27 protein-coding genes are annotated in these 24,015 nt (G+C 41.3%); 2 read left to right on the forward strand and 25 right to left on the reverse strand.

Features of this window, described 5'->3' with window-relative positions:
• Nucleotides 1-35: 35 nt before the first annotated feature.
• The 4 genes from ACFX4L_RS01395 to ssb form a co-directional block, all read right to left on the reverse strand.
• Nucleotides 36-1,004: an ABC transporter ATP-binding protein gene (locus ACFX4L_RS01395; protein WP_061465654.1), complete on the reverse strand. Its 969-nt coding sequence runs from the start codon at nucleotides 1,002-1,004 to the stop codon at nucleotides 36-38.
• Nucleotides 985-1,989 (reverse strand): ABC transporter ATP-binding protein, encoded by a 1,005-nt coding sequence (locus ACFX4L_RS01400; protein ID WP_155727488.1) that lies wholly within the window; start codon nucleotides 1,987-1,989, stop codon nucleotides 985-987. Before ACFX4L_RS01400 ends, ACFX4L_RS01395 begins: the two co-directional genes overlap by 20 nt.
• A 238-nt stretch (nucleotides 1,990-2,227) precedes the next feature.
• Complete coding sequence (locus tag ACFX4L_RS01405) at nucleotides 2,228-2,497, reverse strand: hypothetical protein (RefSeq protein ID WP_284469212.1); 270 nt, start codon at nucleotides 2,495-2,497, stop codon at nucleotides 2,228-2,230.
• 92 nt (nucleotides 2,498-2,589) lie between these two features.
• Nucleotides 2,590-2,952, reverse strand: a complete 363-nt coding sequence (ssb, locus tag ACFX4L_RS01410) for a single-stranded DNA-binding protein (protein ID WP_377380978.1) — start codon at nucleotides 2,950-2,952, stop codon at nucleotides 2,590-2,592.
• Between the two features lie 370 nt (nucleotides 2,953-3,322).
• Here ssb and ACFX4L_RS01415 point away from each other — a divergent pair, with 370 nt between their 5' ends.
• On the forward strand, nucleotides 3,323-3,757 hold the full coding sequence (locus ACFX4L_RS01415) for a YwpF family protein (protein ID WP_377403668.1): 435 nt from the start codon (nucleotides 3,323-3,325) through the stop codon (nucleotides 3,755-3,757).
• A 107-nt stretch (nucleotides 3,758-3,864) separates the two neighbouring features.
• Here the strand turns inward: ACFX4L_RS01415 and ACFX4L_RS01420 are convergent, their stop codons facing one another.
• The 8 genes from ACFX4L_RS01420 to spoIIQ all read right to left on the reverse strand — a co-directional run bounded on the left by ACFX4L_RS01420 (nucleotide 3,865) and on the right by spoIIQ (nucleotide 10,423).
• Nucleotides 3,865-4,140, reverse strand: coding sequence for a hypothetical protein (locus tag ACFX4L_RS01420; protein ID WP_377380984.1), 276 nt, complete (start codon nucleotides 4,138-4,140; stop codon nucleotides 3,865-3,867).
• A 299-nt stretch (nucleotides 4,141-4,439) separates the two neighbouring features.
• A complete protein-coding gene (gene fabZ / locus ACFX4L_RS01425; RefSeq protein WP_061465660.1) occupies nucleotides 4,440-4,868 on the reverse strand; it encodes a 3-hydroxyacyl-ACP dehydratase FabZ in 429 nt (142 codons plus the stop codon).
• 121 nt (nucleotides 4,869-4,989) lie between these two features.
• The gene (locus ACFX4L_RS01430; protein ID WP_061466309.1) at nucleotides 4,990-5,244 is read right to left on the reverse strand and encodes a DNA-directed RNA polymerase subunit beta; all 255 of its coding nucleotides are present in this window, start codon (nucleotides 5,242-5,244) and stop codon (nucleotides 4,990-4,992) included.
• 160 nt (nucleotides 5,245-5,404) lie between these two features.
• Nucleotides 5,405-6,253, reverse strand: coding sequence for a flagellar hook-basal body protein (locus ACFX4L_RS01435; RefSeq protein WP_284469209.1), 849 nt, complete (start codon nucleotides 6,251-6,253; stop codon nucleotides 5,405-5,407).
• Nucleotides 6,254-6,308: 55 nt separating this feature from the next.
• Complete coding sequence (locus ACFX4L_RS01440; protein WP_284469208.1) at nucleotides 6,309-7,148, reverse strand: flagellar hook-basal body protein; 840 nt, start codon at nucleotides 7,146-7,148, stop codon at nucleotides 6,309-6,311.
• 279 nt (nucleotides 7,149-7,427) lie between these two features.
• A complete protein-coding gene (mreB, locus tag ACFX4L_RS01445; protein WP_057911932.1) occupies nucleotides 7,428-8,429 on the reverse strand; it encodes a rod shape-determining protein in 1,002 nt (333 codons plus the stop codon).
• Between the two features lie 308 nt (nucleotides 8,430-8,737).
• Entirely contained in the window at nucleotides 8,738-9,010 is a 273-nt protein-coding gene (gene spoIIID / locus ACFX4L_RS01450) for a sporulation transcriptional regulator SpoIIID (protein WP_034315767.1), read from the reverse strand.
• A 435-nt stretch (nucleotides 9,011-9,445) separates the two neighbouring features.
• Nucleotides 9,446-10,423 (reverse strand): stage II sporulation protein SpoIIQ, encoded by a 978-nt coding sequence (gene spoIIQ, locus ACFX4L_RS01455; RefSeq protein ID WP_377380991.1) that lies wholly within the window; start codon nucleotides 10,421-10,423, stop codon nucleotides 9,446-9,448.
• Between the two features lie 152 nt (nucleotides 10,424-10,575).
• On the opposite strand from spoIIQ, the gene ACFX4L_RS01460 reads away from it, so the two are divergent.
• Nucleotides 10,576-11,001, forward strand: coding sequence for a VanZ family protein (locus ACFX4L_RS01460; protein ID WP_377380994.1), 426 nt, complete (start codon nucleotides 10,576-10,578; stop codon nucleotides 10,999-11,001).
• A 20-nt stretch (nucleotides 11,002-11,021) separates the two neighbouring features.
• Here the strand turns inward: ACFX4L_RS01460 and spoIID are convergent, their stop codons facing one another.
• From spoIID to ACFX4L_RS01525, 13 genes are all read right to left on the reverse strand, one after another.
• Nucleotides 11,022-12,059: a stage II sporulation protein D gene (gene spoIID / locus ACFX4L_RS01465; protein WP_377380996.1), complete on the reverse strand. Its 1,038-nt coding sequence runs from the start codon at nucleotides 12,057-12,059 to the stop codon at nucleotides 11,022-11,024.
• Nucleotides 12,060-12,263: 204 nt separating this feature from the next.
• Nucleotides 12,264-13,565, reverse strand: coding sequence for a UDP-N-acetylglucosamine 1-carboxyvinyltransferase (gene murA / locus ACFX4L_RS01470; RefSeq protein ID WP_089362013.1), 1,302 nt, complete (start codon nucleotides 13,563-13,565; stop codon nucleotides 12,264-12,266).
• Nucleotides 13,566-13,597: 32 nt separating this feature from the next.
• Entirely contained in the window at nucleotides 13,598-14,347 is a 750-nt protein-coding gene (locus ACFX4L_RS01475) for a YwmB family TATA-box binding protein (RefSeq protein WP_377403670.1), read from the reverse strand.
• Between the two features lie 159 nt (nucleotides 14,348-14,506).
• Nucleotides 14,507-14,749 (reverse strand): DUF1146 family protein, encoded by a 243-nt coding sequence (locus tag ACFX4L_RS01480; RefSeq protein WP_101223821.1) that lies wholly within the window; start codon nucleotides 14,747-14,749, stop codon nucleotides 14,507-14,509.
• A gap of 149 nt (nucleotides 14,750-14,898) precedes the next feature.
• Nucleotides 14,899-16,425 (reverse strand): NADH-quinone oxidoreductase subunit NuoN, encoded by a 1,527-nt coding sequence (gene nuoN / locus ACFX4L_RS01485; protein WP_284469205.1) that lies wholly within the window; start codon nucleotides 16,423-16,425, stop codon nucleotides 14,899-14,901.
• A 3-nt stretch (nucleotides 16,426-16,428) separates the two neighbouring features.
• A complete protein-coding gene (locus tag ACFX4L_RS01490; RefSeq protein ID WP_377403673.1) occupies nucleotides 16,429-17,946 on the reverse strand; it encodes a complex I subunit 4 family protein in 1,518 nt (505 codons plus the stop codon).
• Nucleotides 17,943-19,814, reverse strand: a complete 1,872-nt coding sequence (gene nuoL / locus ACFX4L_RS01495) for an NADH-quinone oxidoreductase subunit L (RefSeq protein WP_284469203.1) — start codon at nucleotides 19,812-19,814, stop codon at nucleotides 17,943-17,945. The genes ACFX4L_RS01490 and nuoL overlap by 4 nt, the downstream gene beginning before the upstream one ends.
• A gap of 34 nt (nucleotides 19,815-19,848) precedes the next feature.
• Nucleotides 19,849-20,163, reverse strand: a complete 315-nt coding sequence (nuoK, locus tag ACFX4L_RS01500) for an NADH-quinone oxidoreductase subunit NuoK (protein WP_061465679.1) — start codon at nucleotides 20,161-20,163, stop codon at nucleotides 19,849-19,851.
• Nucleotides 20,160-20,678 carry an NADH-quinone oxidoreductase subunit J gene (locus tag ACFX4L_RS01505; RefSeq protein WP_061465681.1) on the reverse strand — a complete coding sequence of 173 codons (519 nt, stop codon included), beginning with the start codon at nucleotides 20,676-20,678 and terminating at the stop codon, nucleotides 20,160-20,162. The genes nuoK and ACFX4L_RS01505 overlap by 4 nt, the downstream gene beginning before the upstream one ends.
• Nucleotides 20,675-21,094, reverse strand: coding sequence for an NADH-quinone oxidoreductase subunit NuoI (nuoI, locus tag ACFX4L_RS01510; protein ID WP_061465683.1), 420 nt, complete (start codon nucleotides 21,092-21,094; stop codon nucleotides 20,675-20,677). The genes ACFX4L_RS01505 and nuoI overlap by 4 nt, the downstream gene beginning before the upstream one ends.
• Nucleotides 21,095-21,127: 33 nt before the next feature.
• Nucleotides 21,128-22,135, reverse strand: coding sequence for an NADH-quinone oxidoreductase subunit NuoH (gene nuoH / locus ACFX4L_RS01515; protein ID WP_377381008.1), 1,008 nt, complete (start codon nucleotides 22,133-22,135; stop codon nucleotides 21,128-21,130).
• Nucleotides 22,136-23,233 carry an NADH-quinone oxidoreductase subunit D gene (locus tag ACFX4L_RS01520; protein ID WP_061465687.1) on the reverse strand — a complete coding sequence of 366 codons (1,098 nt, stop codon included), beginning with the start codon at nucleotides 23,231-23,233 and terminating at the stop codon, nucleotides 22,136-22,138.
• A 5-nt stretch (nucleotides 23,234-23,238) separates the two neighbouring features.
• Nucleotides 23,239-24,015: NADH-quinone oxidoreductase subunit C (locus ACFX4L_RS01525; RefSeq protein WP_377403676.1), on the reverse strand; the 777-nt coding region annotated here is incomplete at its 5' end.

Raw genomic sequence — 24,015 nt, forward strand, 5'->3', positions numbered from 1 at the left:
TTTATTTTTTTAAAAATTTATGTGTACGTTAAATGTCAATTGTATAAATGACAAGCAACGTAGTGACCGGGTTTATGCTCATGCAAGACTGGTTTTACTGATTTGCACTCTGCCATGGCCTGCGGGCATCTCGTATGGAAGGGACAACCGCTTGGCGGGTTAGATGGGCTTGGAACATCACCCTGCAGGATTACCCTATCCCCTTTGTATTCCACATCCGGGATGGGCACGGCTGATAGTAAAGCCTGCGTATATGGATGAAGCGGATCTTCATATAGTCCTTCACTTTCCGTCAATTCAACGATATGTCCAAGATACATGACACCGACACGGTCGGAGATATGCCTCACCACTCCAAGATCATGGGCAATGAAAAGGTAAGTCAAATCAAAATCTTCCTGCAAATCCTGCAGGAGGTTCAAGACCTGGGCCTGAATCGACACATCCAGTGCAGATACCGGCTCATCGGCAATGATCAGCTTTGGGTTTACCGCAAGTGCCCTGGCGATGCCAATACGCTGCCGCTGGCCCCCACTGAATTGATGCGGATACCTTTTAGCATGGTAACTGCTTAAGCCAACAACCTTAAGAAGTTCCTGCACACGTGCCTTACGCGCCTTTTTATCTTTAACCCCATGAACGATGAGCGGTTCCTCCAATATTTTTTCAATAGTATGCCTGGGATTGAGGGAAGCGAATGGGTCCTGGAAGACCATCTGCATTTCACGGCGCATTTTTCTCATTTCACGGGAAGATAAAGCCGTCAGGTCCTTTCCTTCGAAATAAACATTCCCTTCACTCGGCTCAAGCAATCGAAGCAATAATCTTCCCGTCGTCGACTTTCCGCAACCGCTTTCACCGACAAGACCTAAGGTTTCCCCTTTATAAATGGAAAAAGACAAACCATCAACTGCCTTGACCTCTCCGATGGTCTTTCCGAGAACCCCTCCTTTGATTGGAAAATGCTTCTTTAGGTTTTCTACCTTAACCAATGTTTGATTCATGCAAGGCAGCTCCTTTCCCATCTTCATACAGCCAGCAGCGAACATGCCTGCCCTCATCAAATTTCAATAGAGACGGGGTCTCATTTATACATTGCTCCATGGCATGGGAGCACCGGGGGGCAAACTGGCACCCGAGGTTGCTTGTCCCAGGTTTTGGCACATTGCCCGGTATCGAGTAAAGGCGATCTTTCTTTATTCGCATATCGGGAATCGACTGAAGTAAACCGACCGTATAAGGATGTTTAGGGTTTTGGAAAATCGTTTGCACATTTCCTTCCTCTATCACCTTGCCGGCATACATGACAATGACACGTTCACACATTTGCGCTACAACGCCAAGATCATGGGTAATCATCATGATTGCCGTGTCTGTTTCTTTATTTAAATTCTTCATTAACTCTAGGATTTGTGCCTGGATCGTCACATCCAAAGCCGTTGTCGGTTCATCGGCTATAAGGAGTTTCGGCTCGCAAATCATGGCCATTGCTATCATGACCCTTTGTCTCATTCCACCCGAAAGCTGATGCGGATATTCTTTGAGCAATTCCTCGGCACGGCCAAGCCCAACCAGCTTCAACATTTCCACCGCTCTATGTCGGGCCTGTTTTTTGTTCCATTTTTTATGTATCCGAAGCGTCTCAACCAACTGCTCTCCAATAGTGAACACAGGATTCAAGCTTGTCATCGGTTCCTGAAATATCATCGCTATGTCATTCCCGCGAATCTTTCTCATTTTCGCTTCAGAGGCATTTGCGATATTCTCCCCTTTAAAGAGGATTTCTCCCTCCACCTTACCAGCAGGTGAAGAAACCAGACCCATGATGGATAAAGAAGTTACGCTTTTTCCGCATCCTGATTCTCCTACAATCCCTAAAACTTCACCAGGATTGACGTGAAAATCGATTGAATTTACGACAGGAATCACCCCATCGTCAGTACGAAAGCTGGTTCGCAGCCCATTCACCTTAATAATTGGTTCTTCCATCAAATCACTTCCTATATATAACTTTTTTCCCATTACATTATTTGGTTTATTATTGCATCAAAATTAAAATTTTACAATATATTTTCTAAAAATTCTAATTTAACAGAATATTTTTTTATTTTTTATACACTCACATTTTGGCATAAAAAAAGACTGCTTATTTGCAGTCTATGAAAGAGGGGAATCAGAAAACTTGATTCCAAATGAGGGTAAATCGGAGTTTCCAGCGAGGAAAAAGCTATATTTGCTTTGGGGAAGTAAGGGATGAAAATGAACTAATACTACAGTCAAGCTTTACAGAAGTTTTTTCGTCATCGGAATATTTTATGCTTTGTTCAAGTGCTGAAATTCGTTGCATTAATTTTTCATTATGTTCGTATAAATACTTGTTTTGTGTTTTCAGTTGAGTAAGCATCAAATTAATCTGTACTAATTCATATTCATTATTCGAAGTTTTCACATGGGTCTTCGCCACATGACGGATCAAATCACTTATGAGTTCTTCCATCCGCTTTTTCTCATGCATTGTCTAAAAGCGAGCTTGCTCCTGCCCGGAGGCAAGCTTTATATCCTTTACTCATGCTCGACCTCCACGTAAGACTATAAGCCAATATGTTCAAAATCCTTGGGTTTAATATCGTTTTGTTTAGATGCGATGAATTGAACCCTCTCGGCGACCACTTCAGTAACATATACATTTTTACCCTCTTGATTTTCGTATCTCCTTGTCTGTATTCTGCCTGTGATACCGATTAAGGCACCCTTTTTACAGTACTGAGCAGTATTTTCAGCAGACCTTTTCCATATGATGCACTGTACAAAGTCCGCCTCATAATCGCCTACTGTATTACGAAAGTTCCGGTTGACCGCTAACGTTATATTGGAAACAGCCTTGCCGTCTGGTGTATATCTTAATTCGGGATCCTTCGTAAGCCTGCCGACGAGGGTAACTTGGTTAATCATTTTTTCACTCCTTCCTCTTTAATATGCTTTTATCATACTCGTTCTACCTTCCAATAAAAAATGAAGGAAATGGCATTATTCCACCCTTTTCCTTCTTAAAAAACCGTTTGAATTGATGTAAAATCAATTTTTTTCGATTAAAATCAAGTAATAAACGCATTGTTAACAAAATTTAATATTTTGCAAATTTTTATTCTATCCTGCATAATTTAGACAATTGCTGGGTTTTCATTTCATTAAGGGACTATCTTTTAGTATGATATAATTACCTTTAAAAGGATTAATCGACATGAACCATTCCAGATAGAATAAAAATTTACGTTTAAGAAGGGGCTTTTATCACTCTTCTGGCAAGAAATGGAGGAATTAGATGAAATCATTTAAATTAATTTCGTTGCAAATTGTTACTGAGAATTTACAATTGATTGATATTGTATTAACAGATGGACTAATAATAAATAAAGAAAACGATGCTAGAACATGGTTACTGGAAGCCTTTGTAGAAGAAAAGCATTTCAAAGAGCTTGAACCCTCACTCCCCAATATAGACGGAGAGGTTTATATCCAGGCCGTCATTACCAAAAAGGACAATGAACCGGCATTGTTTCACACTGTTTTACGCACCATAAGAAAAGTAGGCAACCATTATAGCCTATTATTCGTTGGTCACATCCAAAAAACGCGTAGCAAATATGCTGAACTTCTTCTTGACGATTTAGTCCAAAAAGGTCTCGTCGGCGATGAATTAATAAATGAGTTCAAGCAAAAAATCCGTTCAAAGCCTAAATTAGCTACGAATAAATAACCCCCCCTTTATTTCCCTAATCGAATATACACAAAAAAGACTGACTTAGACGAATAAGGATGATAATCCTCTTCTTAACTAAGCCAGTCTTTTTCAATCTGTGCTAATTACTTATTGTCGTCGTGTTTCTTGTCAATCAAGTCATTTGAATCATTATCGTCATTGTCATTGTCATTGTCAATCACATCATTATTATCATCATTCAAGTCGTTGTTATCCGTGCCGTTGTTATCCTTTACACCATTTTTATCCTTATCTATGATGTTGTTATTATCTTCTGGTGCGGGTTTGTTGTCATTATCCTTATCATTCGTTCCACATCCAGCAAGGAACATAATAGATAATAAAGATCCCCCAATTAGTGCAAAAATTCTTTTCTTCATTTTTGGCAACCTCCTTTCCTTCTTTATCATTAGTTATTTTGCCCGAATGAGAAAATAACTTGCGTCCTATTTTAATTTTAAAAAGGAAATACACTTACCTCATATTTATTGGAATTTAATCATTAAAAAATGCCGGACATATAAAAATGTCCGGCATTCAAAGGGAGAATGGAAAGGGTCTAATTAAAAAAGCCCCTGCAGTACTCTTTAATATATACACCGCTGCACGATTCCTTAAACCACTTTTAAAAATATAGTCATATTAGTCCATTTTCTTTCCCCGAAAATGAATGCACTTCTTATTTGTCACCAAAGGCAAACATGATTTCGGCTTCACATGCTACTTCTCCGTCTACCGTTGCCACTGCTTTCCCTTTACCCATTGAGCCTCTCATACGCACTATTTCCACTTCCAGGCGCAGTTGATCACCTGGTTTTACTTGCTTTTTAAAGCGGCAATTATCAATTCCAGCAAAAAATGCAAGCCGTCCTTTATATTCTTCTTGTTTCAAAACCGCTACAGCGCCAACTTGCGCTAAAGCCTCTACAATTAAAACACCAGGCATAACTGGGTAATCCGGAAAATGACCATTAAAGAATTCTTCATTAGCTGAGACATTCTTCAAACCTACCGCTCTTTTCCCTTCATCTATTTCTATGATCCGGTCCACTAATAAGAATGGGTAACGATGCGGAATAATTTCCTTTATTTGTGTGATATCAAGCATTTTTGTTCCTCCTATGATTTAAATATTTCTAACATAACGTTAACTCGCCCCTGCCATAAAGACAGAGGCGTAGTTGCTATGTAATATAAATCCGTTAACGACAGCAACTACCTCAATGGAACTACGCGTCCTTGTTCACTATATCAATAATATGGGTCCATGTGGATTTTTGGAAAACATCCATTGCATGTCCTCCCCCGATCACACTGTATCCTATAAGTGCCCCGGATAACACAGCAATGAAAATCAATCCGATAACAATGAGTAAACGAAGCCAAATTGGCAAAAGACGGACCTTGATTCTACGATTCGGTTTCGTCTCAACTTCCTTTATCTCTTCTTCAATTTGTTGTCTCATTACACGATTTTGTTCCATATAGAATGTGAAAGCTCCTTTTTCTAAGAAAACTCGCCGACTGATTTCCCCCATACTCCAGAAAATAGGCAGCTATGGACAAACGATTCTCTTTGATATGAATTCATTATAACCGATTTGCTATAATTCCGCAGGGAGACATTTTATTTTCCCCGATAACTTAACGGATTCCATTGATTAATCCGCTCATTTGATCAGCCATCGTTACAGCCCGGGATTGAAATTGATAAGACCGCTGAACATTGATAAGATCCGTCATTTCTTTGGAAAGATCGACATTTGAGGACTCCAGAGTTCCTTGACGGATAGCTATTTGGTTGCGGGAATCCCCTGTTAATGCGGTCATGATATCGTCATCAGTTACACCCAATTCCTTGATGTTTCCGGGCAGGCCAAGTAAATTTCCGCCTAGCCGCTCAAGAAATTGCGGCTTATTTATCGAGACGATGCCGAGCCCAAAACTCTTTTTTCCGTATTCTTCCGTATCGACCGTCAAAAAACCATTTTCCGAAATCTTAATGTCTCTAACATTTCCGTCAATAAGGATCGGGTCACCATTTTCATCAAGCACCTGATGTCCAGCAGAGGTAACGAGCACCATTTGGTCCTGATCATTCGCATTTGGAGATAAATAAAAGGCGCCATCCCTTGTAAGCCTTGTATTGACCCCTTTACCGTTCTGAACGCTTACGGTGAAGAATTGGTCTTCACTAGTGAATGCAGCATCAAGATTACGGTCCGTAGTCTTTAAGGACCCCTGTGAAAGCACCAATTGAGACTGGCTTATCTTAGCACCTGTTCCCTGCCGAATGCCAGGTGTGGTCAGCCTTCCTTTTTCCTTGGTCTCACTCGGTTGATTATTGAAACTCTGTGTCAGTAAGTCATTGAAGCTCGTTTGGGTCTTTTTGTAGGCCGTCGAGTCCACATTAGCGATATTGTTACTTATTTGATCAATTTTACTTTGAAGCTGGTTCAGCGTATTTGTCGCTGTCATCATGGTACGATTCATGTATATTCCCCTTACATGTCCAAATTTCCAAAGGCGGTTTTCTGCTAATGTTCAATTAAAGCCTGCCAACTTCATTGACCGCTTTATCCAAACTTTTATCATAGGCTTGGAGAACCTTCTGACTCGCTTCAAAAGAGCGGTATGCCGACATCATTTCTGTCATCGTTCTCGATTGGTCGACATTAGAGCCTTCAAGGAACCCTTGCTTAGTAGAAAAACCGACCCCTTCAGACGTGTATGCGCTAGGTAACTTCCCATCTTTCACAGCCTTATAAAGGCCTTCCCCATCCTTAATGAGCTGTGATGATGGATCATCTGAATAACCGATGCCGAGACGTGCCGTTTGAACATTCCCTTCTAAAATAACACCGTTTTCCGTTACGGTGAACTGATCGCTATCAAGCTGGATCCGATTATTATTTTCATTCAATACATAATGACCGGCAGGTGTAGTCAGATAACCTTGTCCATCTAGAGTGAAACTGCCGTTGCGCGTATAACGGATGCCACCATCACCATCCTGAACAGTAAAAAACATCGACCCTCGCAGACCGGTTTCTTCATTGATCGGAAGGTTTTCATCGGCCAAGGAAATATCTGTATTAAGCTCGGTTTCCTCCAATGTACCCTGGGTAAATAAAGGATTTGCCTCCTGTACGTAAACCCCGGTACTGAGCCCCCCGACCTGGGATAATTCAGGCAAATTCAATTTATTCTCCGCAGGAACCGTTTTGCCATCTATGTTGCTGATAAGCATTTCCGGAAAAGACCTTACACTCATTTGATCTGCTTTATACCCTGTTGTATTCGCATTGGACATATTGTTTGTGAGCAATTCTGTGCGCCTTTGCTGTGTAAGCATCCCGGAAGCAGCTGTATAAAAACCTCTTAACATCCTCTTCACTCCTCATTCTACATAACTTATCCCGTTCAATTTCTCATATTTATCTTATCGGTCATGAACGTCAGTATCTTAAGGAAAAGGACTAGCATTAGGCAGAAGAATTTATATGTATCGTAGGCTAGGTCAGATTTAAAGGAATGGTGTTAAATTCTCGACTAAAAGAAGAGGGCCTATTGCTCATTAGTACTAGAACTGCACGCACTTTCACTATGCCTCATGTTTGTCTGAACCTTAGACCCCTATCTTATGATGCAGATTTCCATCCGCTTTTTAGTTGAATTTGTGCCGTGGCAATTTATCCATATTATCAAGCATGATTCCAGTTCCAATTGCTACACAATCCATCGGGTGTTCGGCAACGAGTACTGGGACCTTAAGCTCTTCAGCGAGGAGTAAATCAATCCCGTGAAGCAACGCTCCCCCGCCTGTTAAAATGACGCCGCGATCGATGATATCAGCAGAAAGTTCAGGCGGTGTCCGCTCAAGTACGCTTTTTGCAGCTTGTACAATGATTGAAACCTGCTCACGAAGAGCTTCCTCAATTTCTTCCGAATTGACCGAAATGGTTCTAGGTAATCCTGATACCATATCTCGTCCACGAATATCGATGACTTCATTACGGGAACCAGGGAAGACTGTTGCAACCTGAATTTTAATGTTTTCCGCTGTACGTTCACCAATCAGAAGCTTATACTTCCGCTTGATATAATGTAAAATTTCATTATCGAATTTGTCACCGGCCATTTTAATGGAAGAAGATGTAACGATATCCCCCATTGAAAGGACGGCAATATCCGTTGTACCCCCGCCAATGTCCACGACCATATTGCCGCTTGGTTGAAAAATATCCATGCCGGCACCGATTGCAGCCACTTTTGGTTCTTCTTCAAGGAATACTTTCTTCCCTCCGCTTTTTTCAGCAGCTTCTTTAATCGCCTTTTGTTCGACACTTGTTATGTTCGTCGGGCAGCAGATCAAAATTCTAGGCTTTGAAAGGAAGCCTTTCACATTCAATGTATTGATAAAATGCTTAAGCATCGATTCTGTTACATCAAAATCCGCAATGACCCCGTCTTTTAATGGACGAATTGCGATGATGTTTCCTGGAGTACGGCCTACCATTTTACGAGCTTCTTCCCCGACAGCAAGAACACGGTTCGTATTCTTATCAATCGCTACTACCGAAGGCTCATTTAACACAATTCCTTTACCTTTGACATGTATAAGAACATTGGCTGTTCCAAGATCTATCCCAATATCTCTAGCAAACATTTCTTAAATCCTCCTTGAATATCCTCACATATAACCTACTTCTGTCCTAATTGTTTATTTTACCATATTGCATTGGCACAAGTAAGTATGAATTATAAATAAACACTAATACTTACTATTTTTACCTCTTTTTCCAATATGTAAAAAAATCCGAAGCCTTATGTACTATCTTCGGTCTTTCCCCACAAAAAAATTCCGGCAAGGAACCGCAGTCTAGGTTAAGAAAAAAGCTGACACAATTCCATGTCTCTTTATTCATCCCCTGATTGCTGGATTCGCTTCCAAATGCCGGAATGATATCACAAAGATTATTTGACGATTTCTTCTTCTCTTTCCGATCGTTTATATTTTAACTTTGTCGCTTCTCCACCTCGAAGGTGACGAATGGATTTGTGATAATCCAATATATCCTTCACTTCGTTAGCCAAATCAGGATTAATTTCTGGCAGCCTCTCAGTTAAGTCTTTATGAACTGTGCTTTTGGAGACTCCGAACTCTTTTGCAATGACGCGGACTGTTTTTCTAGTTTCCACGATATACTTTCCTATCTTGATAGTTCTTTCTTTGATGTAATCGTGCACACCACTCGACCTCCCCAAATTGGATGTGAGAAGTGTGAAATGAGATTCGTATTTTTCGAATCGAATACCGCTGCCCTATAAACAATGAAAGATAGAATTATTCACCTATTAGATAATTTGTAATAAACGATTCCTCACCTCAAACACTCTCTTTGCATGGTTTATAACATCTTATTAGCTTGGTTAAGAATATATGCCTAATGGGACAGGAGGTTTGGATTTATTTCTGATTTTCAACTGTTTATTTTCCTTAAGAACAAATTATTTCCCGAGAAATTTGTCGGAAATTCAAATGTTCCAGCATATCGGCCAATATTTCCTCGAAAGAAAAAAGGAAGCCGTTCAAAATGAACGGCTTCCTTTTACCAAATTTTCAGTTGTTGTCATTCGTAACGCTCAAGGTTTTTTGTTTTGATATTATTAAAAATCTTGATCTTAATTAGATTGTTTTAACGAATCTTTTAAGGAATCGCTTTCCTCAGTTGTATCTTCACCTGGGACAGAGCCTTCTTCATCTGTGCCACTCTCTAAATCAGTGCTCTCGTCAGTTTCATCAACGGCAGGCGATTCATCCGTGCCAGTTTCAGATTCTTCGATTGCAGGTGATTCTTTCTTATCCGTTTTAGATCCTTCGACTGCAGGTGCTTCTTCTTTATCAGTTTCAGTTTCGTCAACCGCAGGTGTTTCTTCTTTTTTAGCTGAATCGTCAAGTTCGCTGCCTTCAGCTTCAGTTGCCGATTGAAGGGCAGAAGCTTGTTTATCGACAAAATCAAGTGGATTTAACGCAATGTTATCTTTTCTGATTTCGAAGTGGACATGCACGCCCGCCTCTTCATTGATTTGGCTTTTTCCAGCTGTAGCAATTGCTTGCCCTTGTTTCACTTTGTCACCGACTGCAACTTTAATGTCTTTAACAGATTGATAACGAGTAACTACACCATCTTCATGCTGTACTTCAACTAAATTTCCAAGTAACGCATCGTCTTGGACTTTCGATACATTTCCACTTAGTGAAGCTTTTACATCGAAAGATTTTCCATCTTTCATTGCAATGTCTATACCTTTGTTTTGCTCATATCTATTGTTGTAGAATACCAACGCTTCTTCTTGTGCCTTTTCATCCGCATTCACATCATAAAACTGTTTCTTAATAACCGTTTTGTCTGCATCGGCTACAGGCATCTTGATTGTCTCAAGATTACTATTAACCTCGACAGAAGGCTGATTATAGTTTTTTCCTGTTTCAGCTGATTCCTCTTTGCCATCCTTAGCTGAATCATTAAAACTATTTTGTAATAAGAAGGCCGCGGCTAAGATTATGGCTGCACTTGCGATATAGATTGCTGATAATGCCCAACGTTGTTTTAGTATACGTCGGATTGTGGAAGTTGGTTTCTTTTCTTCCTCTCTCATATTAATCACCTCAGCAATCATTCTGAACATTTTGGTAAGATTATATACATTCAGATAAAAAAAATTTTAGATTTATTTTGTGGAAATGAAACCGATTTTATTCGTAGAATGGTAAAATGTTTGGTATCTAACTATTGAAGGGTGTTTAATTCATGAAAAAAGCCTTTAAAATCGTGTTAACGTTATTGCCTTTTCTATATATGATTGCCATTTGGATAATGTCGAGCAACCCCGATGATATGATTCTTGATCTTCCATCATCCTCAATTGACCGATTTATCAAAGAGGCACTTCATCTAGTCGAATTTGCCCTTTTATATGTATTATTGGTTTCTGCTCTTGCTGCAAACCACAAACTGAAACCTGGATTAAGCTTGTTGGCGGCCATAGCAGCATGCTTTTACGGAGTTATAGATGAATATCACCAATCATTCATCCCATACCGCTCCGCTACCTTAATAGATGTCATTAAAGATATCATTGGAGTAGCTGCTGTGTATTTTCATGTCCAATATCATTATTTTAAGCATGAACGAGGCTTTTTGACCATTATAGAAAAAATAAGCACAAAAAAATGAGAGATGGGATTCCCCATCTCTCATTTTTTTGCCGTCATCGTATTCAGCCACTTACTTGAAGACTGAACTTTAACGCCTTTATAATAATATTTTACGATGTCTTCATAGGTTTTCCCTTCCCTGGCCATTCCATTAGCACCGTATTGGCTCATTCCAACTCCGTGCCCAGATCCTTTTGTCGTGATGACAATCTGGTTGCCTTGACGCTCCCAGTTAAAATCGGATGATGTCAGACCCAGCTTTTCACGGATCTGTTTTCCTGTCATTTTCTTTCCTCCGATTTTCACCACACCTACGCGATTGCCTGATGTTCTTTCAATGACAGTTCCTATTGTTGTTCCCGACGATAGACTTACACCCAGTTTGCTTTCAAAATCTGCAGTGTTCACAACAACTTTATTATAAAACTTTGGTGATTCCTGTTTATCCCAAGGACTGGATACGCTTTTTAAATAGGGGAAATCCGCTTGCCAATAGTCCTCGGAATTCTCAGTGTAGCCATTGCTGGTCGAAAAAAAAGTCGCAGTAATCGGTTTTCCTTCATAGGTTAGAATTTGACCCGCTGTATCCTTTATTGCTTTGTTAATTTTCTTCATCTTCCATTTATAATCAGAGCCCCACTGTTTTTTCAGCTCATCATTATTCTTATAAACTTGGTGCATGACCGTATCGCTTACATCGGCACCATCAGGCAAGCCTAATCGACTTTCGCTTAGGAGCTGATTGACAATGTAGGTTCTCGCTGTCAATGCTTGTGCCTTAAGTGCTTCTTCCTCGAAATCCGCTGGCATTTCAGCCGCTACTACACCAGCTAAGTACGTTTCAATCGGCAGTTTTTCAATCTTTCTTGCAGATGTACGGTAAACAGCAACTTCAACGGAACTCATTTCATTTGCACTTACCTCTTTACCTTCATTCTTCACTTTTTTTTCTAATTGTTCGGCTAACTCTCCACTTGTCTTATCATTTGAAAATGGAAGCACAAGCACTGCTGGAATCATGATAATTACGAATGCTACTGCTATGAATAGTACAATCATCGGTTTGATTGCTTTCAAATTCCTGAGCCTCCCTACACTTGTTTTCTCTGCCGTAAATCACTATCCGGCAGGTATCTTTACATAACAAATGTATGTCGAAGGACAAGCTTTTATGAATAGAAAAACGACAACCATTTAGCTGGAGGCCATGAATGCCTGATACAAGACAAAAAAACCATTCACGTTTCAATGACTCGAACGTGAATGGTTTTATAAGCTATCTTATGCGTTTAAATCGGCAATTTTTTTTGTTTCTGCAGGTACATCTTCGTTAATACGTTCCACATCGGCACCTAGAGAAGCCAATTTACCATGGAAATTCACGTATCCTCTGTCAAGATGCTTTAATTCTGTAACACGAGTAATGCCATCTGCAACCAATCCAGTCAGGATGAGCGCTGCCGCGGCACGTAAATCTGTTGCAGCTACTTCAGCACCTTGTATGTTAGTTGGTCCATTAACGATAACAGAACGACCTTCAATTTTAATATTGGCATTCATGCGACGGAATTCCTCAACATGCATAAAACGGTTTTCGAAAACGGTCTCCGTAATCATACTTGTTCCTTCAGCACGCAATAATAATGCCATCATTTGCGATTGCATATCAGTCGGGAAACCAGGATGCGGCATTGTTTTGATATCAATGGCCTTCAAGGTTTTTGGACCGATAACGCGTAATCCATCTTCTTCTTCAAGAATTTCAACACCCATTTCTTCCATTTTAGCAATAAGGGAAGTAAGGTGTTCAGGTACAGCGCCTTGAACAAGAACATTGCCGCCAGTAAGAGCAGCAGCCGTCATAAATGTACCGGCTTCGATACGGTCAGGTATAATCGCATGTTCAGTGCCATATAATTTATCGACACCCTCGATTCTCATCGTACCAGTACCAGCACCTCTGACTTTGGCACCCATTTTATTAAGGAAGTTCGCAAGATCTACAATTTCAGGCTCTTTGGCCACATTTTCAAGAACAGTTATACCTTCTGCAAGTGTTGCTGCCATCATGATGTTTTCAGTGGCACCCACACTTGGGAAGTCAAGATACACTCTTGCACCCTTAAGTCTGCCTTCTACCTCGGCATCAATGAAACCATTGCCGACCTTCACTTTTGCTCCCATCGCTTCAAAGCCCTTTAAATGCTGGTCGATAGGACGTGATCCGATGGCACAGCCACCAGGAAGAGCAACGCGGGCCCGGCCATTCCTTGCTAGTAATGAGCCCATCACTAAAACGGAAGCTCTCATTTTTCGTACATATTCAAATGGTGCTTCTTCTAATAACTCTCTTGATGCATCTACAGTTACTTGATTGTCATGAAAGGCAACATCTGCATTTAAGTTGCGCAATACTTCATTGATTGTATATACATCGGAGAGCGTAGGAACATCTTTAATGATACTTTTCCCATCACTTGCTAATAATGTTGCAGCGATAACTGGCAAAACGGCGTTTTTAGCACCTTCTACTTTAACTGTCCCGCTAAGCCTTTTTCCGCCGCGGACGATGATTTTTTCCAAAAGTATTCCCCTCCGCGTCCATTTTCTCTATATTAATATTCAAACGTTATGATTGGTGTGCCAACTACAAAGTTCGTTCGGTCACCCAATCCTTCTGTCCGTAGCCCAAACTGCAAATTTAATTTTTCTTTTGTCAAAGGTTGTTTAAACAATGTTGAATGTGCAGATATAGATGTAAAGTTTGTTTCATGCACACTCTCAATTTCCCTTGCTTGGAACATATCTAACAGGTCTTCAGTTTTAGCGTTTAAAACCGAATCCATATTATCATTGATAGACCCTTTAATACAAGAAAAAATTGAAGGAGTCCCTATAAATAGTTCATTCACCCTGTTCTGGAACGTAGTTGTAAAAAATGCCGAATTAGCTTTTTCCCACTCTTTTCCCTTCACTTCGTAAATGACATAGGTAACTTTATCAAATTTCTCTTCCGTTGTCATTATTTTGATGGACTCGGTTAGACCTGAATTGACATTGTAAGTTAACGCCTCAGCCTTCCAGCCGGAAGCATCATCTTTCCGGTGCCATTGAAATTGAGGGTATTTTCGTTTTAAAGCCGTAACTTCTCTTTCAAACTCTTGTTTAGTTGTAATCTCTTTATTTATTTCTCTAGCGAGTACAGACCAATCCCCTATGTCCAAATCCTTATCCTTTTGTAACAGTCCCACCAATTTGACTATATCTGGTTTACTTTCTGCCACAATCGTACTATTCCCAATTAAAATCACCATCAAACCAAGAAATACTATGTATGTTAACATTTTTTTGTTTAAATTATACATGTTAAATCCCTCCCCTTTTATCATTCTTTCCATAAGGAGAGAGATCATACTTCGAGTTTTCCGACAATTGGTGACACCTTCCACCTGACAAATGGCAGGAAGCAAAAGCGAATACAAGAGTAGAATCATATTTTGCTATAAGAAGAGCCTTACAGCTTATCAGTCATTACTAAACATATACGGGAGTTGGTTTGCAAATCCCAGGTAGTCAAGGAAGAAATTACTCACAACTGAACCGATGGCAACCGTTAATAAAATATATAAAACCCTGGCCTTGATGACCGAATTGGATCTTAAGATTTTATCAAAGTGTAATGCCTGTAAAGCCCACCAGGTAACTGCAATGAAAAACAAGTGTGCAATTATTCCTGTTAAAGCCTGCTGTCCCATTGCTGAAAACATGTACATACCTCCTAAAAGACACCCGTCTTCTATTCTAACACAAAACCCCTTCGTATTTGGAATATAAAAGGAAGAATTGCAAAATTTCTTTTTAAAACTGTAAATAGAGGCTTGATCCAATGGAGCAAGCCTCTGATACAGGCATTATATCATTTACTCGAAATAAAGTCTGTAAATTCACCGAATTGATCATGAATAAAATCTAAGGCAATATTTGGCGCCACACCGAAAAGTATGGTGCCTATTACGCAAATGATCAACACGGCGGATAGACCCGAACGAATTTTACTGACCTTCTCTGAATGAATGGGCCGGAAAAAGACTTGAACCAATAATCCGAAATAATACACATAGGACACAACAGTACCGGCAATCATGATTCCCGCAAGGACAAAATGTCCAGGTTCCGTAATGAATGTTCCAAGGAATATATTGAGTTTGCCAATGAATCCTGTCGTCCCGGGAATTCCTGCAAGCGATAGGATAAATACAGTAAATCCTATGGCAAGAAACGGTGATTTCCTCCCAAGTCCTGCAAGAATGCTAATGTCTTCTGATCCACTTTGGCTGGCGAGCAGCTGAATGACTGCAAATGCACCGATATTCATTAATACATAAGCCATTAGGTAAAACCAGACTGTATCGATCAGGAAATATCCCCCGCCCAATGTAGCCACCGCTACAAGGAGGTAACCCGCATGGGCAATGCTTGAATAAGCGAACAATCGTTTTAGATTTTGCTGCCTTAACGCAACCACATTTCCAATGATGATTGTCAGACCTGCCAATGAAGCTATATAGATATTATTTTTTTCCAAAAAGTCGAGTGCTCCGAAGGTATCGCCGGAAGCTGTTAGGAACAACGAAAGAAAAATGCGCAGGATGATGACGAAACCCGCTATTTTCGAAATTACACTTAAGAAGGCTACAACTGGTGTCGGTGCCCCCTCATATATATCAGGTGCCCACATATGAAATGGGGCAGCAGCTATCTTGAAGGATAAACCGACAAATACCATGAAGAAAGCGAGGCCCATAATATATTGCAGCTGACCATCCGTCATCGCAGCCATCGTCCGGCTCATCTCGCCTAGATTGACAGAACCAGTCACTCCATATAAATAGCTCATCCCGAATAAAGTGATCGCCGTGGATATACCTCCGTTTATCACATACTTCATGGACGCTTCGTTAGACTTCCGATCATGTTTACGCATTCCGACTAATATATAGGATGAAAGTGAAAGAAGTTCCAATCCAACGAACAGTGTTATCAAATCCCCGCTTGAGGACATGACCATCGCTCCAAGCAAAGCGGTCAGGAACAGATAATAAAATTCCCCCCGATGCTCTCGCAGCCCCTCTTGCGGTTCATAGCCTTCAGCCAGAAGGATGATTAGGCCCGCCCCGAATAATAGGAGTAGCTTAAATGCTTTTGCAAAAGAATCTAAACGAAACGTATCGGATAAGATACTGACTGTCTCAAAGGATAGTAAGCTAATCAGTGACAAACATGCCAAAATGATTCCGGTTAGCGCGAGCCATGCCAGTTTTCTCCGATTAAAGTGCTTCGGCCAGAATAAATCCAATATCGAAAGGATCATGGCCGTTCCAAGGATGATGAATTCCGGCATCATCGCTCCCCAATCATAAGAAAGCATCGTGTTCCACTCCATCCTTCATCGCCCCCCTAGAGCTAGCATCATGGCTTTAATCGTTCCTTGAAGAGGCCCGCCTAACAAATTTGGGTATACCCCAACGGATATTATCAAACCGAGAAGAACCGTTGCTGGTACAAGCTCCCAGCCTCTAAGGTCCCGTTTCTCTACCAAGCTATCATTTTTCCCGAACGTCATCAACATGACCGCCCTCAGTATATAGACAGCGGTTAATACCAGCCCGATCACCCCAATTGCTGCAAGCAATGGCTGACTCTTGAACAAGCCAAGAAATACCATGAATTCACTGATGAAGCCCGACATGCCAGGCAAACCGAGTGAGGCCAGCCCGCATGCTAACATGAAGCCTGAAAAAATCGGCATCGACTTGGACAATCCCCCAAGCTTAGGAAGCATGGTGGTTCCCGTCCGCTCATACAACACAGCCACCAAGAAAAATAACAAAGCAGCAATAAAACCATGTGAGATGACTTGAAAAGTTGCTCCCTGAATGCCCGCTTCATTCAAGGCTCCCAGGCCCATCATGACGATTCCCATATGTGAGATTGACGAGTATGCTAAAACAAGTTTAAAATCCGTTTGTACCAATGCTAAAAATGCACCATATAAAAAACTGAGGACCCCAAATAGGACAACGGTAAAGGCCAAGCTTTTATATTGTTCAGGAAATATCCCCATTCCAAACCGGATGATTCCATATGCCCCTATTTTCAATAGTACACCTGCATGAATCATCACTATGGATGGAGGTGCTTCTGCATGGACTCGCACCATCCAGCTGTGAAAGGGAAATACGGGCAGCTTTATCGCAAATGCAACGAGAAAGGCCAGACATAAACCAAACTTCATCGAACCGGATATTGGTGCAAAAAGCGAAACACCGCCCATTGTCATAATCTGTGTCAAAGCCGCAATATTGGTCGTACCTGTCCTGGCAAACAAAATCAAAATAGCCACCAATAAAACCGCCGAACCAATGCCATTATAAATCAGAAAACTATAAGACGCTTTCTCCCTCTCCAGAAAGCCCCATCTACCAATTAAAAAGAAAGCGGGAATCAGCGTCATTTCAAAAAATATGAAAAAAAGGATCAGATTTTCTGACGTGAAGACACCAAGCATCCCAATTTCCAAGATTAAAAATAACAAATAATAACCTTTCCATCCTTGTTTTATATAAATGGAGGCGATTGCAGCCAGTGAAGAAATGATTGTCGTCAGTAATATGAAGATAAGACTTAATCCATCCAGCCCCAACTCAAAGTCAACCGTGAAGAGCTTGGGATCATACATCTCCAAATTCCCAAATCTTATCCAATTCAACTTAATGTCAAATAAGGATAAGGCCACACCCGAATAATATTGGCTGCATAGAAAGAACGATAGGAAAAGGGGAGGCAGTGTTCCGAAAAAACCAAATTGTTTAATCGTCCTTTCCTCTTTTTTCGGCATAAGGGCCACCATCACTATGCCCAGCAGAGGTGAAAACACTAAAAGCGAGAGCAAATAGACATTCATCTTAGATACCCCCCAGTTACTGCAAAAATCACCAAGAGTACCGCAAGTCCCAGAAAGGCTATCATTCCATATTGCTGTACCTGCCCCGTTTGCAATTTAGACCCTATTTTCCCCAATCCTTCAATTGAACTTGTAACAGTGGATACCAAGCCACCGACAATGAATCTTTCGAAATAAGATAGGAATATACTGAAGCCTTTGATTGCATGGCCTACAGTGAAATGATAAATCTCATCAATATAATACTTATTTTCCAAAATTCTATATAACCCGGAGCTTTCCTTAACAAGCCAGCCCGGATGTAACCTCTTTTTAGCGTAAATCGTATAAGCAAGGAATATCCCGGCCAGCGATACAAGAACGGCCATGAACATTATCCAAACAGGTCCCTCACTATGGCTGGCGCCTAGAAGATTTTCATTTCCCTCCACAAGCCACTCTCCCAGGAAATCTCCAAACCAAGGTGTTTGGATATATCCACTGATTACAGCAAGCAATCCCAATGCGAGCATGGGAAGTAGCATGTTGGAAGGTGATTCCTTGACCTGTTTTATTTGACTGCGTGAATCTCCTGCAAAGATCATGAAAAACAGCCGGAACATATAAAACGCAGTTAAAAAGGAGGTAATAGCCGCTAGTCCAAACAAAACATAATTTCCATTCTCCCAGGCTGCCATTAGAATTTCATCTTTACTGAAAAAACCCGAGAGCAAGGGGAATCCTGATATCGCCAAAGTGCCAGTCAAGAACAGCGGCCCAGTCCAATTCAATTTACCCCATAATCCGCCCATCTTTTCCAAATCCTGTGTATGTATAGCATGAATAACACTGCCTGCTGCCAAAAACAGCAATGCTTTAAAAAAGGCATGGGTCATTAAATGAAACACCCCCGCCACATATCCAGCAGTACCCAAAGCAAGCATCATAAAACCAAGCTGAGAGATTGTAGAATAGGCCAATACGCGCTTAACATCCTTTTGCACTATAGCAATGCTTGCGGCAAAGATGGCTGTAAATCCACCTGTAATTGCTACGACCTGCATCGCAGCAAAACTAGCCAGGAATAACGGAAACATGGTCGCCACCAGATAAACCCCTGCAGCAACCATGGTTGCTGCGTGAATCAATGCGGAAACCGGAGTCGGTCCCTCCATTGCATCCGGAAGCCATGTGTGTAGTGGAAATTGTCCCGACTTCCCAACCGCACCGATAAAAATCAAAATAGCGATCAAAGTCAATCTTCCATTTGATATAACGTCCGATTGAACGGCTTGAAAGATCTCCCCATATTCAAAGCTGCCTGTTTCCCAGAATAGTAGAATAATACCGATTAAGAGCCCTACATCCCCAATCCTTGTCATGATGAATGCCTTCTTTGCTGCATTCTTAGCTTCCTCTTTATAAAAGTAAAACCCAATAAGCAGGAAAGACCCCACCCCGACCAATTCCCAAAAGAAATATAGTTGTAATAAATTAGGTGCCATGACAAGCCCAAGCATGGCAAAGGTGAAGAAGCCCAGATAAGCATAAAAAATGGAGAATCGCACTTCACCCTTCATATACCCCTTCGAATATATCTGAACAAGCAGGCTGACAAGGGAAACGATCACAAGCATCAAGGCATTAAGCTGATTGATTTCAAATCCCGCTGTAAGTTGCGTCCTTCCGAAGGAAAGCCAATCAATCGATATTTTATAAGTAGGTTCTTTAAACCGTTCTATCAAGGCAAGCAAAGATAAAACAAACGAAGCCAAAGTACATATAATTCCTATATGAGCCCCTCGTTCCCTCAACCGCCCACCTGATAGAAGCAGAACCAGAAACGTGACGAGTGGAAAGATCGGTATGAGCCAAGCGTTCTCCATCATCGTATCAAATCCCCTTCTTCATTTATATAAACCTTCAATGCTTCATGATATCCATTTCATCGACATTGACCGTCTTCCGGTTGCGATAAAGGGACATTAAAATAGCGAGCCCTACAGCTGCCTCGGCCGCAGCGATTGTAATCGTGAATAATGAAAACACTTGACCCGTAATGGATGGCGTTACCCCGAATTTACTGAAGGCAATTAAGTTAATATTCGCAGCGTTCAGCATCAGTTCGATTGAAATCAATACAATGACCGCATTTCTTTTCGTCAAAGCGCCATATAGCCCTATACAAAATAAAACGAGTGCCAATACAAGATAGGCCGACAAGGGAACTCCCGTCATGATTGATCTCCCTCCTCATCATCCTTTTTAGCCAATACGATGGCGCCGACTAAAGCAACAAGCAGGAGTACCGACATTACTTCAAATGGAATCACATATTTTGAAAAAAGTTCGATTCCTATTTGTTTTGTATTTTCCTCATGCAAGGCGGTAGGCTGTACAGGTATATCCAGATTATAAATCCCTAGATAAACCGCCACGGCAAATCCAGCAATCGCTGCCAGTAAGGAGAATTTCCCCCAACCCCCTTTAGCGGGTTCATCACTTTCTTGGTGTTTCGTGAGCATAATTCCAAATAACATCACGATCGTAATTGCCCCTGAATAAATAAGGATTTGGACAATGGCTACGAACTCAGCCGAAAGTACCATATAAATGCCAGCAATGCTCAAGAAAGTAAAAACGAGTGCAATTACCATGTGCACTACTTTAGTTAAGGTAATTAGCAGTACCCCGCCTAAAATGGCGACGAGTGCCAAACCAAAAAAGGCAATTAATTCACCGGACAAACTCATACTTTATTCACCTTCCGGATATTCTCATCATTTTCATCCAGCCACTCCAGATTTTTAAATAAATGTTCACGGCTATACTCCGCCAGCTCAAATTGATTCGTCATCACGATTGCTTCTGTAGGGCAGACCTCCGTACATAAATCGCACAAAATGCAAATCTCGAAATTAATGTCATACGTATCAATGATTTTACCTTTTTTCGACTGGTCCGGATGTTTTTTACCAGTTAATTGAATACAATCGGTTGGACAAATCGTCACGCATTGATTACATACAATACACTTTTCAGGATAAAATTTTTGGATTCCTCGGAATCGGTCAGGGAGCGGCAGCGGCTCATTCGGGTAGTCATAGGTCACTTTTTTCCTCGTCAAGTTCTTTAATGTATAGGTCAAACCTTTTGCTAAACCAAGCATATAAATCCCTCGCTTTCTGACCAGCTCAAGTTTTTAAAAAAGGTTAATTAATTCTTTTATAATTGCCGTCAAAAATATATTTGCTAATGCAACCGGAAGCAGCACTTTCCATCCGAATTCCATCAATTGATCTGCCCTTATACGAGGAAAAGTTACACGGATCCAGACCAACACATAGAAAACAGCACTAAACTTCAGACCGAACCAGATGGCTGCCGGAATAAAATCCAAAAACGGAATAGAATTCCATCCCCCTAAAAATAATACAGTGGTTAGTGTAGCCATTGCAAACATATACACATATTCGGATAACATAAAGAAGGCCCAGCGAAATCCAGAGTATTCAACATGATAGCCTGCAACAAGCTCGGACTCCGCTTCCGGAAGGTCAAAAGGAACCCTGTTCAGCTCGGCAACCGATGCAATAAAAAACACGATGAACGCAAGCGGCTGAAGAAAAATGAACCAAACCTTCTCCTGGGCTGCGACTATTTCATTCAAATTTAAACTACCTGTTAAGAGGACTATTCCCACTAGCGACATCACCAACGGAATCTCATAAGATATCATTTGAGCGGCTGCCCTCATTCCGCCAATCAAAGAATATTTATTATTGGATGCCCAACCCGCAGTGACGATGCCGATTGTCGATATGCCGGAAATGGCGATATAATAAAGCAGTCCGACACCTATATCAGCAAATTGGAAGGCATCGGTGAACGGCAAGGTGGCCAGGACCATGAAAGCCGGAGCAAAAGCAATCACTGGAGCTAATATATATAGCGGCTTATCGGCTTTTTTTGGTATAGTATCTTCCTTGATCAGAAGTTTCAAAACATCTGCAACGGTCTGCAAGAGCCCCCATTTACCCCCAATTTGGTTGGGGCCGACACGCAGCTGCATGAACCCCATGATTTTCCGCTCTGATAGGATTCCATATGTTACAAACCCTAATACAACGAATAACAGCAGGACTGCCAAACCAAAAAATATGCCAAAATTCAGTAGGCTTGGAGTGGAGTGGAGCAAATTCTTGATCATTTATCCATCCACCTCCCCTAAAACGATATCGATAGCCCCTAATATCGTTATCAAGTTCGCCATATTTTCCCCTTCCAATAATTTCGGAAGAATTTGCAGATTATAAAATGAAGGCCTTCGAAATTTCAAACGATATGGCTCCTTTTTGCCTTCACTCGCGATATAACAGCCGATTTCCCCTCTTGGTGATTCAATCCGGACAAACGCTTCACCCTTAGGAACCTTTATTATTTTCGGGACCTTAGCAAGGACCGGCCCTTCTGGAAATTGCTCAACCGCCTGCTCGATGATTTTCAGTGATTCTTCGATTTCTTCCATTCTACAGTGATAGCGTGAAAAGGCATCACCCTCTTCCCGTGTAGGAACATCAAAGGTGAACCTGTCGTAAATGGAATATGGTTCATTCTTTCGCAAATCCCATTTCACACCCGTACACCTTAAGTTAGCACCGCTAAGTGAATACTGCAGCGCTTCTTCTTTCGTATAGATGCCCACCCCTTTAACTCGATTCACAAAGATTTCATTCCCTGTTACAAGCTCATGGTAACCGATAAGCTGCTCCCTCATATAAGGTACAAACTCGGCCACCTTCACAATCCAGTCGTCAGGAGCATCCCATTTCACACCTCCAACACGCATATAATTGAATGTGAGTCGTGCCCCTGACAATTCAGTCAATAAGTTAACGATCATTTCACGTTCTCGAAAAGCGTATAAGAAAGGGCTCGTCGCACCTATATCAAGCAGGTATGTACCCCACCAGACAAGGTGGCTTGCAACTCTGCCCAATTCCATCGCGATAACACGCAAATATTCTGCCCTTTCGGGGATATCCACTCCCATCATTGTTTCAACAGCATGGCAAAGCACATAATTATTTGTCATTGCGGCTAGATAATCGAGTCGGTCGGTATATGGAATTATTTGTGTATATTGCAGATTTTCCGCTAGTTTCTCCGTACCTCGATGCAAATACCCAATGACCGGGGTAGCCTCTTTTATAATTTCACCGTCAATCTTGATGACAAGCCTAAAAACACCATGTGTACTCGGATGCTGCGGCCCGACATTGAGAAGCATTTCTTCCGTCCTTAACATTGGGCTTACACCTCCACATCATAAGGCTGATAATCTTTTCTAAGGGGATACCCTTTCCAATCATCACCAAGTAAAATTCGCTTTAAATCAGGGTGTTCCTGAAAATTAATACCTAATAAATCATACGCCTCACATTCCGGCCAATTTGCTCCTGACCATAATGGAACCAAGGATGGAATAATGGGAGAATCCCTATCCAGCTTCACCTTTAAGGCAACCGCTTGGTTCATATTGAATGAATGTAAATGCACATAGATTTCCATATGGGATTCAAAATCCGTACCATGAAGTTCCGATAAATACGAAAAGTTAAGCTGCTCATCATTTCGCAGAAATTTTGCTATTGAGAAATATGTATCCGGATTAGCCACTAAAGTGGGTACATCTTTTGATAGTCTATTAATATAGTGGTCTATTAATGCCTCTTGTCCTACATGCCTTTCAATAGCGTGAACAATTCGATCAAGTTTAGCCTGATTTGGGGAAGGTTCGTCTGGGGTGTTATCTTCCGTGCTTTCCTTTACAGTGGTCCTGGTCTTCGCAGCAGCAGCGGCTTTCGCTTTGGCAGCTGCAATAGCCTTTGCCTTCGCATTTTCAAAATCATCATCATTATCCTTATCCCTTGATTCCTTTTTCCGAGCCAATGCTGCAGCCTTTGCCTTGGCCGCTGCCGCCGCCTTTTGCTTCGCTATATCCGTTTCGCCCTCCGGCTTTTCCGCACTTTCAGCTTTCGCCTTTTTCCGAGCCAATGCTGCAGCCTTCGCCTTGGCCGCTGCCGCCGC

The sequence above is a fragment of the Peribacillus sp. YIM B13482 genome, from assembly GCF_042787975.1.
Lineage (GTDB): Bacteria > Bacillota > Bacilli > Bacillales > DSM-1321 > Peribacillus > Peribacillus simplex_A.

Bases quoted from the DNA above. Each gene is read 5' to 3' on its own strand.
- ACFX4L_RS01395 (WP_061465654.1), bottom strand. From the start codon at position 1,004: ATGAATCAAACATTGGTTAAGGTAGAAAACCTAAAGAAGCATTTTCCA.
- ACFX4L_RS01400 (WP_155727488.1), bottom strand. From the start codon at position 1,989: ATGGAAGAACCAATTATTAAGGTGAATGGGCTGCGAACCAGCTTTCGT.
- ACFX4L_RS01405 (WP_284469212.1), bottom strand. From the start codon at position 2,497: ATGGAAGAACTCATAAGTGATTTGATCCGTCATGTGGCGAAGACCCAT.
- ssb (WP_377380978.1), bottom strand. From the start codon at position 2,952: ATGATTAACCAAGTTACCCTCGTCGGCAGGCTTACGAAGGATCCCGAA.
- ACFX4L_RS01415 (WP_377403668.1), top strand. From the start codon at position 3,323: ATGAAATCATTTAAATTAATTTCGTTGCAAATTGTTACTGAGAATTTA.
- ACFX4L_RS01420 (WP_377380984.1), bottom strand. From the start codon at position 4,140: ATGAAGAAAAGAATTTTTGCACTAATTGGGGGATCTTTATTATCTATT.
- fabZ (WP_061465660.1), bottom strand. From the start codon at position 4,868: ATGCTTGATATCACACAAATAAAGGAAATTATTCCGCATCGTTACCCA.
- ACFX4L_RS01430 (WP_061466309.1), bottom strand. From the start codon at position 5,244: ATGGAACAAAATCGTGTAATGAGACAACAAATTGAAGAAGAGATAAAG.
- ACFX4L_RS01435 (WP_284469209.1), bottom strand. From the start codon at position 6,253: ATGAATCGTACCATGATGACAGCGACAAATACGCTGAACCAGCTTCAA.
- ACFX4L_RS01440 (WP_284469208.1), bottom strand. From the start codon at position 7,148: ATGTTAAGAGGTTTTTATACAGCTGCTTCCGGGATGCTTACACAGCAA.
- mreB (WP_057911932.1), bottom strand. From the start codon at position 8,429: ATGTTTGCTAGAGATATTGGGATAGATCTTGGAACAGCCAATGTTCTT.
- spoIIQ (WP_377380991.1), bottom strand. From the start codon at position 10,423: ATGAGAGAGGAAGAAAAGAAACCAACTTCCACAATCCGACGTATACTA.
- ACFX4L_RS01460 (WP_377380994.1), top strand. From the start codon at position 10,576: ATGAAAAAAGCCTTTAAAATCGTGTTAACGTTATTGCCTTTTCTATAT.
- ACFX4L_RS01475 (WP_377403670.1), bottom strand. From the start codon at position 14,347: ATGTATAATTTAAACAAAAAAATGTTAACATACATAGTATTTCTTGGT.
- ACFX4L_RS01480 (WP_101223821.1), bottom strand. From the start codon at position 14,749: ATGTTTTCAGCAATGGGACAGCAGGCTTTAACAGGAATAATTGCACAC.
- nuoN (WP_284469205.1), bottom strand. From the start codon at position 16,425: ATGGAGTGGAACACGATGCTTTCTTATGATTGGGGAGCGATGATGCCG.
- ACFX4L_RS01490 (WP_377403673.1), bottom strand. From the start codon at position 17,946: ATGAATGTCTATTTGCTCTCGCTTTTAGTGTTTTCACCTCTGCTGGGC.
- nuoL (WP_284469203.1), bottom strand. From the start codon at position 19,814: ATGATGGAGAACGCTTGGCTCATACCGATCTTTCCACTCGTCACGTTT.
- nuoK (WP_061465679.1), bottom strand. From the start codon at position 20,163: ATGACGGGAGTTCCCTTGTCGGCCTATCTTGTATTGGCACTCGTTTTA.
- ACFX4L_RS01505 (WP_061465681.1), bottom strand. From the start codon at position 20,678: ATGAGTTTGTCCGGTGAATTAATTGCCTTTTTTGGTTTGGCACTCGTC.
- nuoI (WP_061465683.1), bottom strand. From the start codon at position 21,094: ATGCTTGGTTTAGCAAAAGGTTTGACCTATACATTAAAGAACTTGACG.
- nuoH (WP_377381008.1), bottom strand. From the start codon at position 22,135: ATGATCAAGAATTTGCTCCACTCCACTCCAAGCCTACTGAATTTTGGC.
- ACFX4L_RS01520 (WP_061465687.1), bottom strand. From the start codon at position 23,233: ATGTTAAGGACGGAAGAAATGCTTCTCAATGTCGGGCCGCAGCATCCG.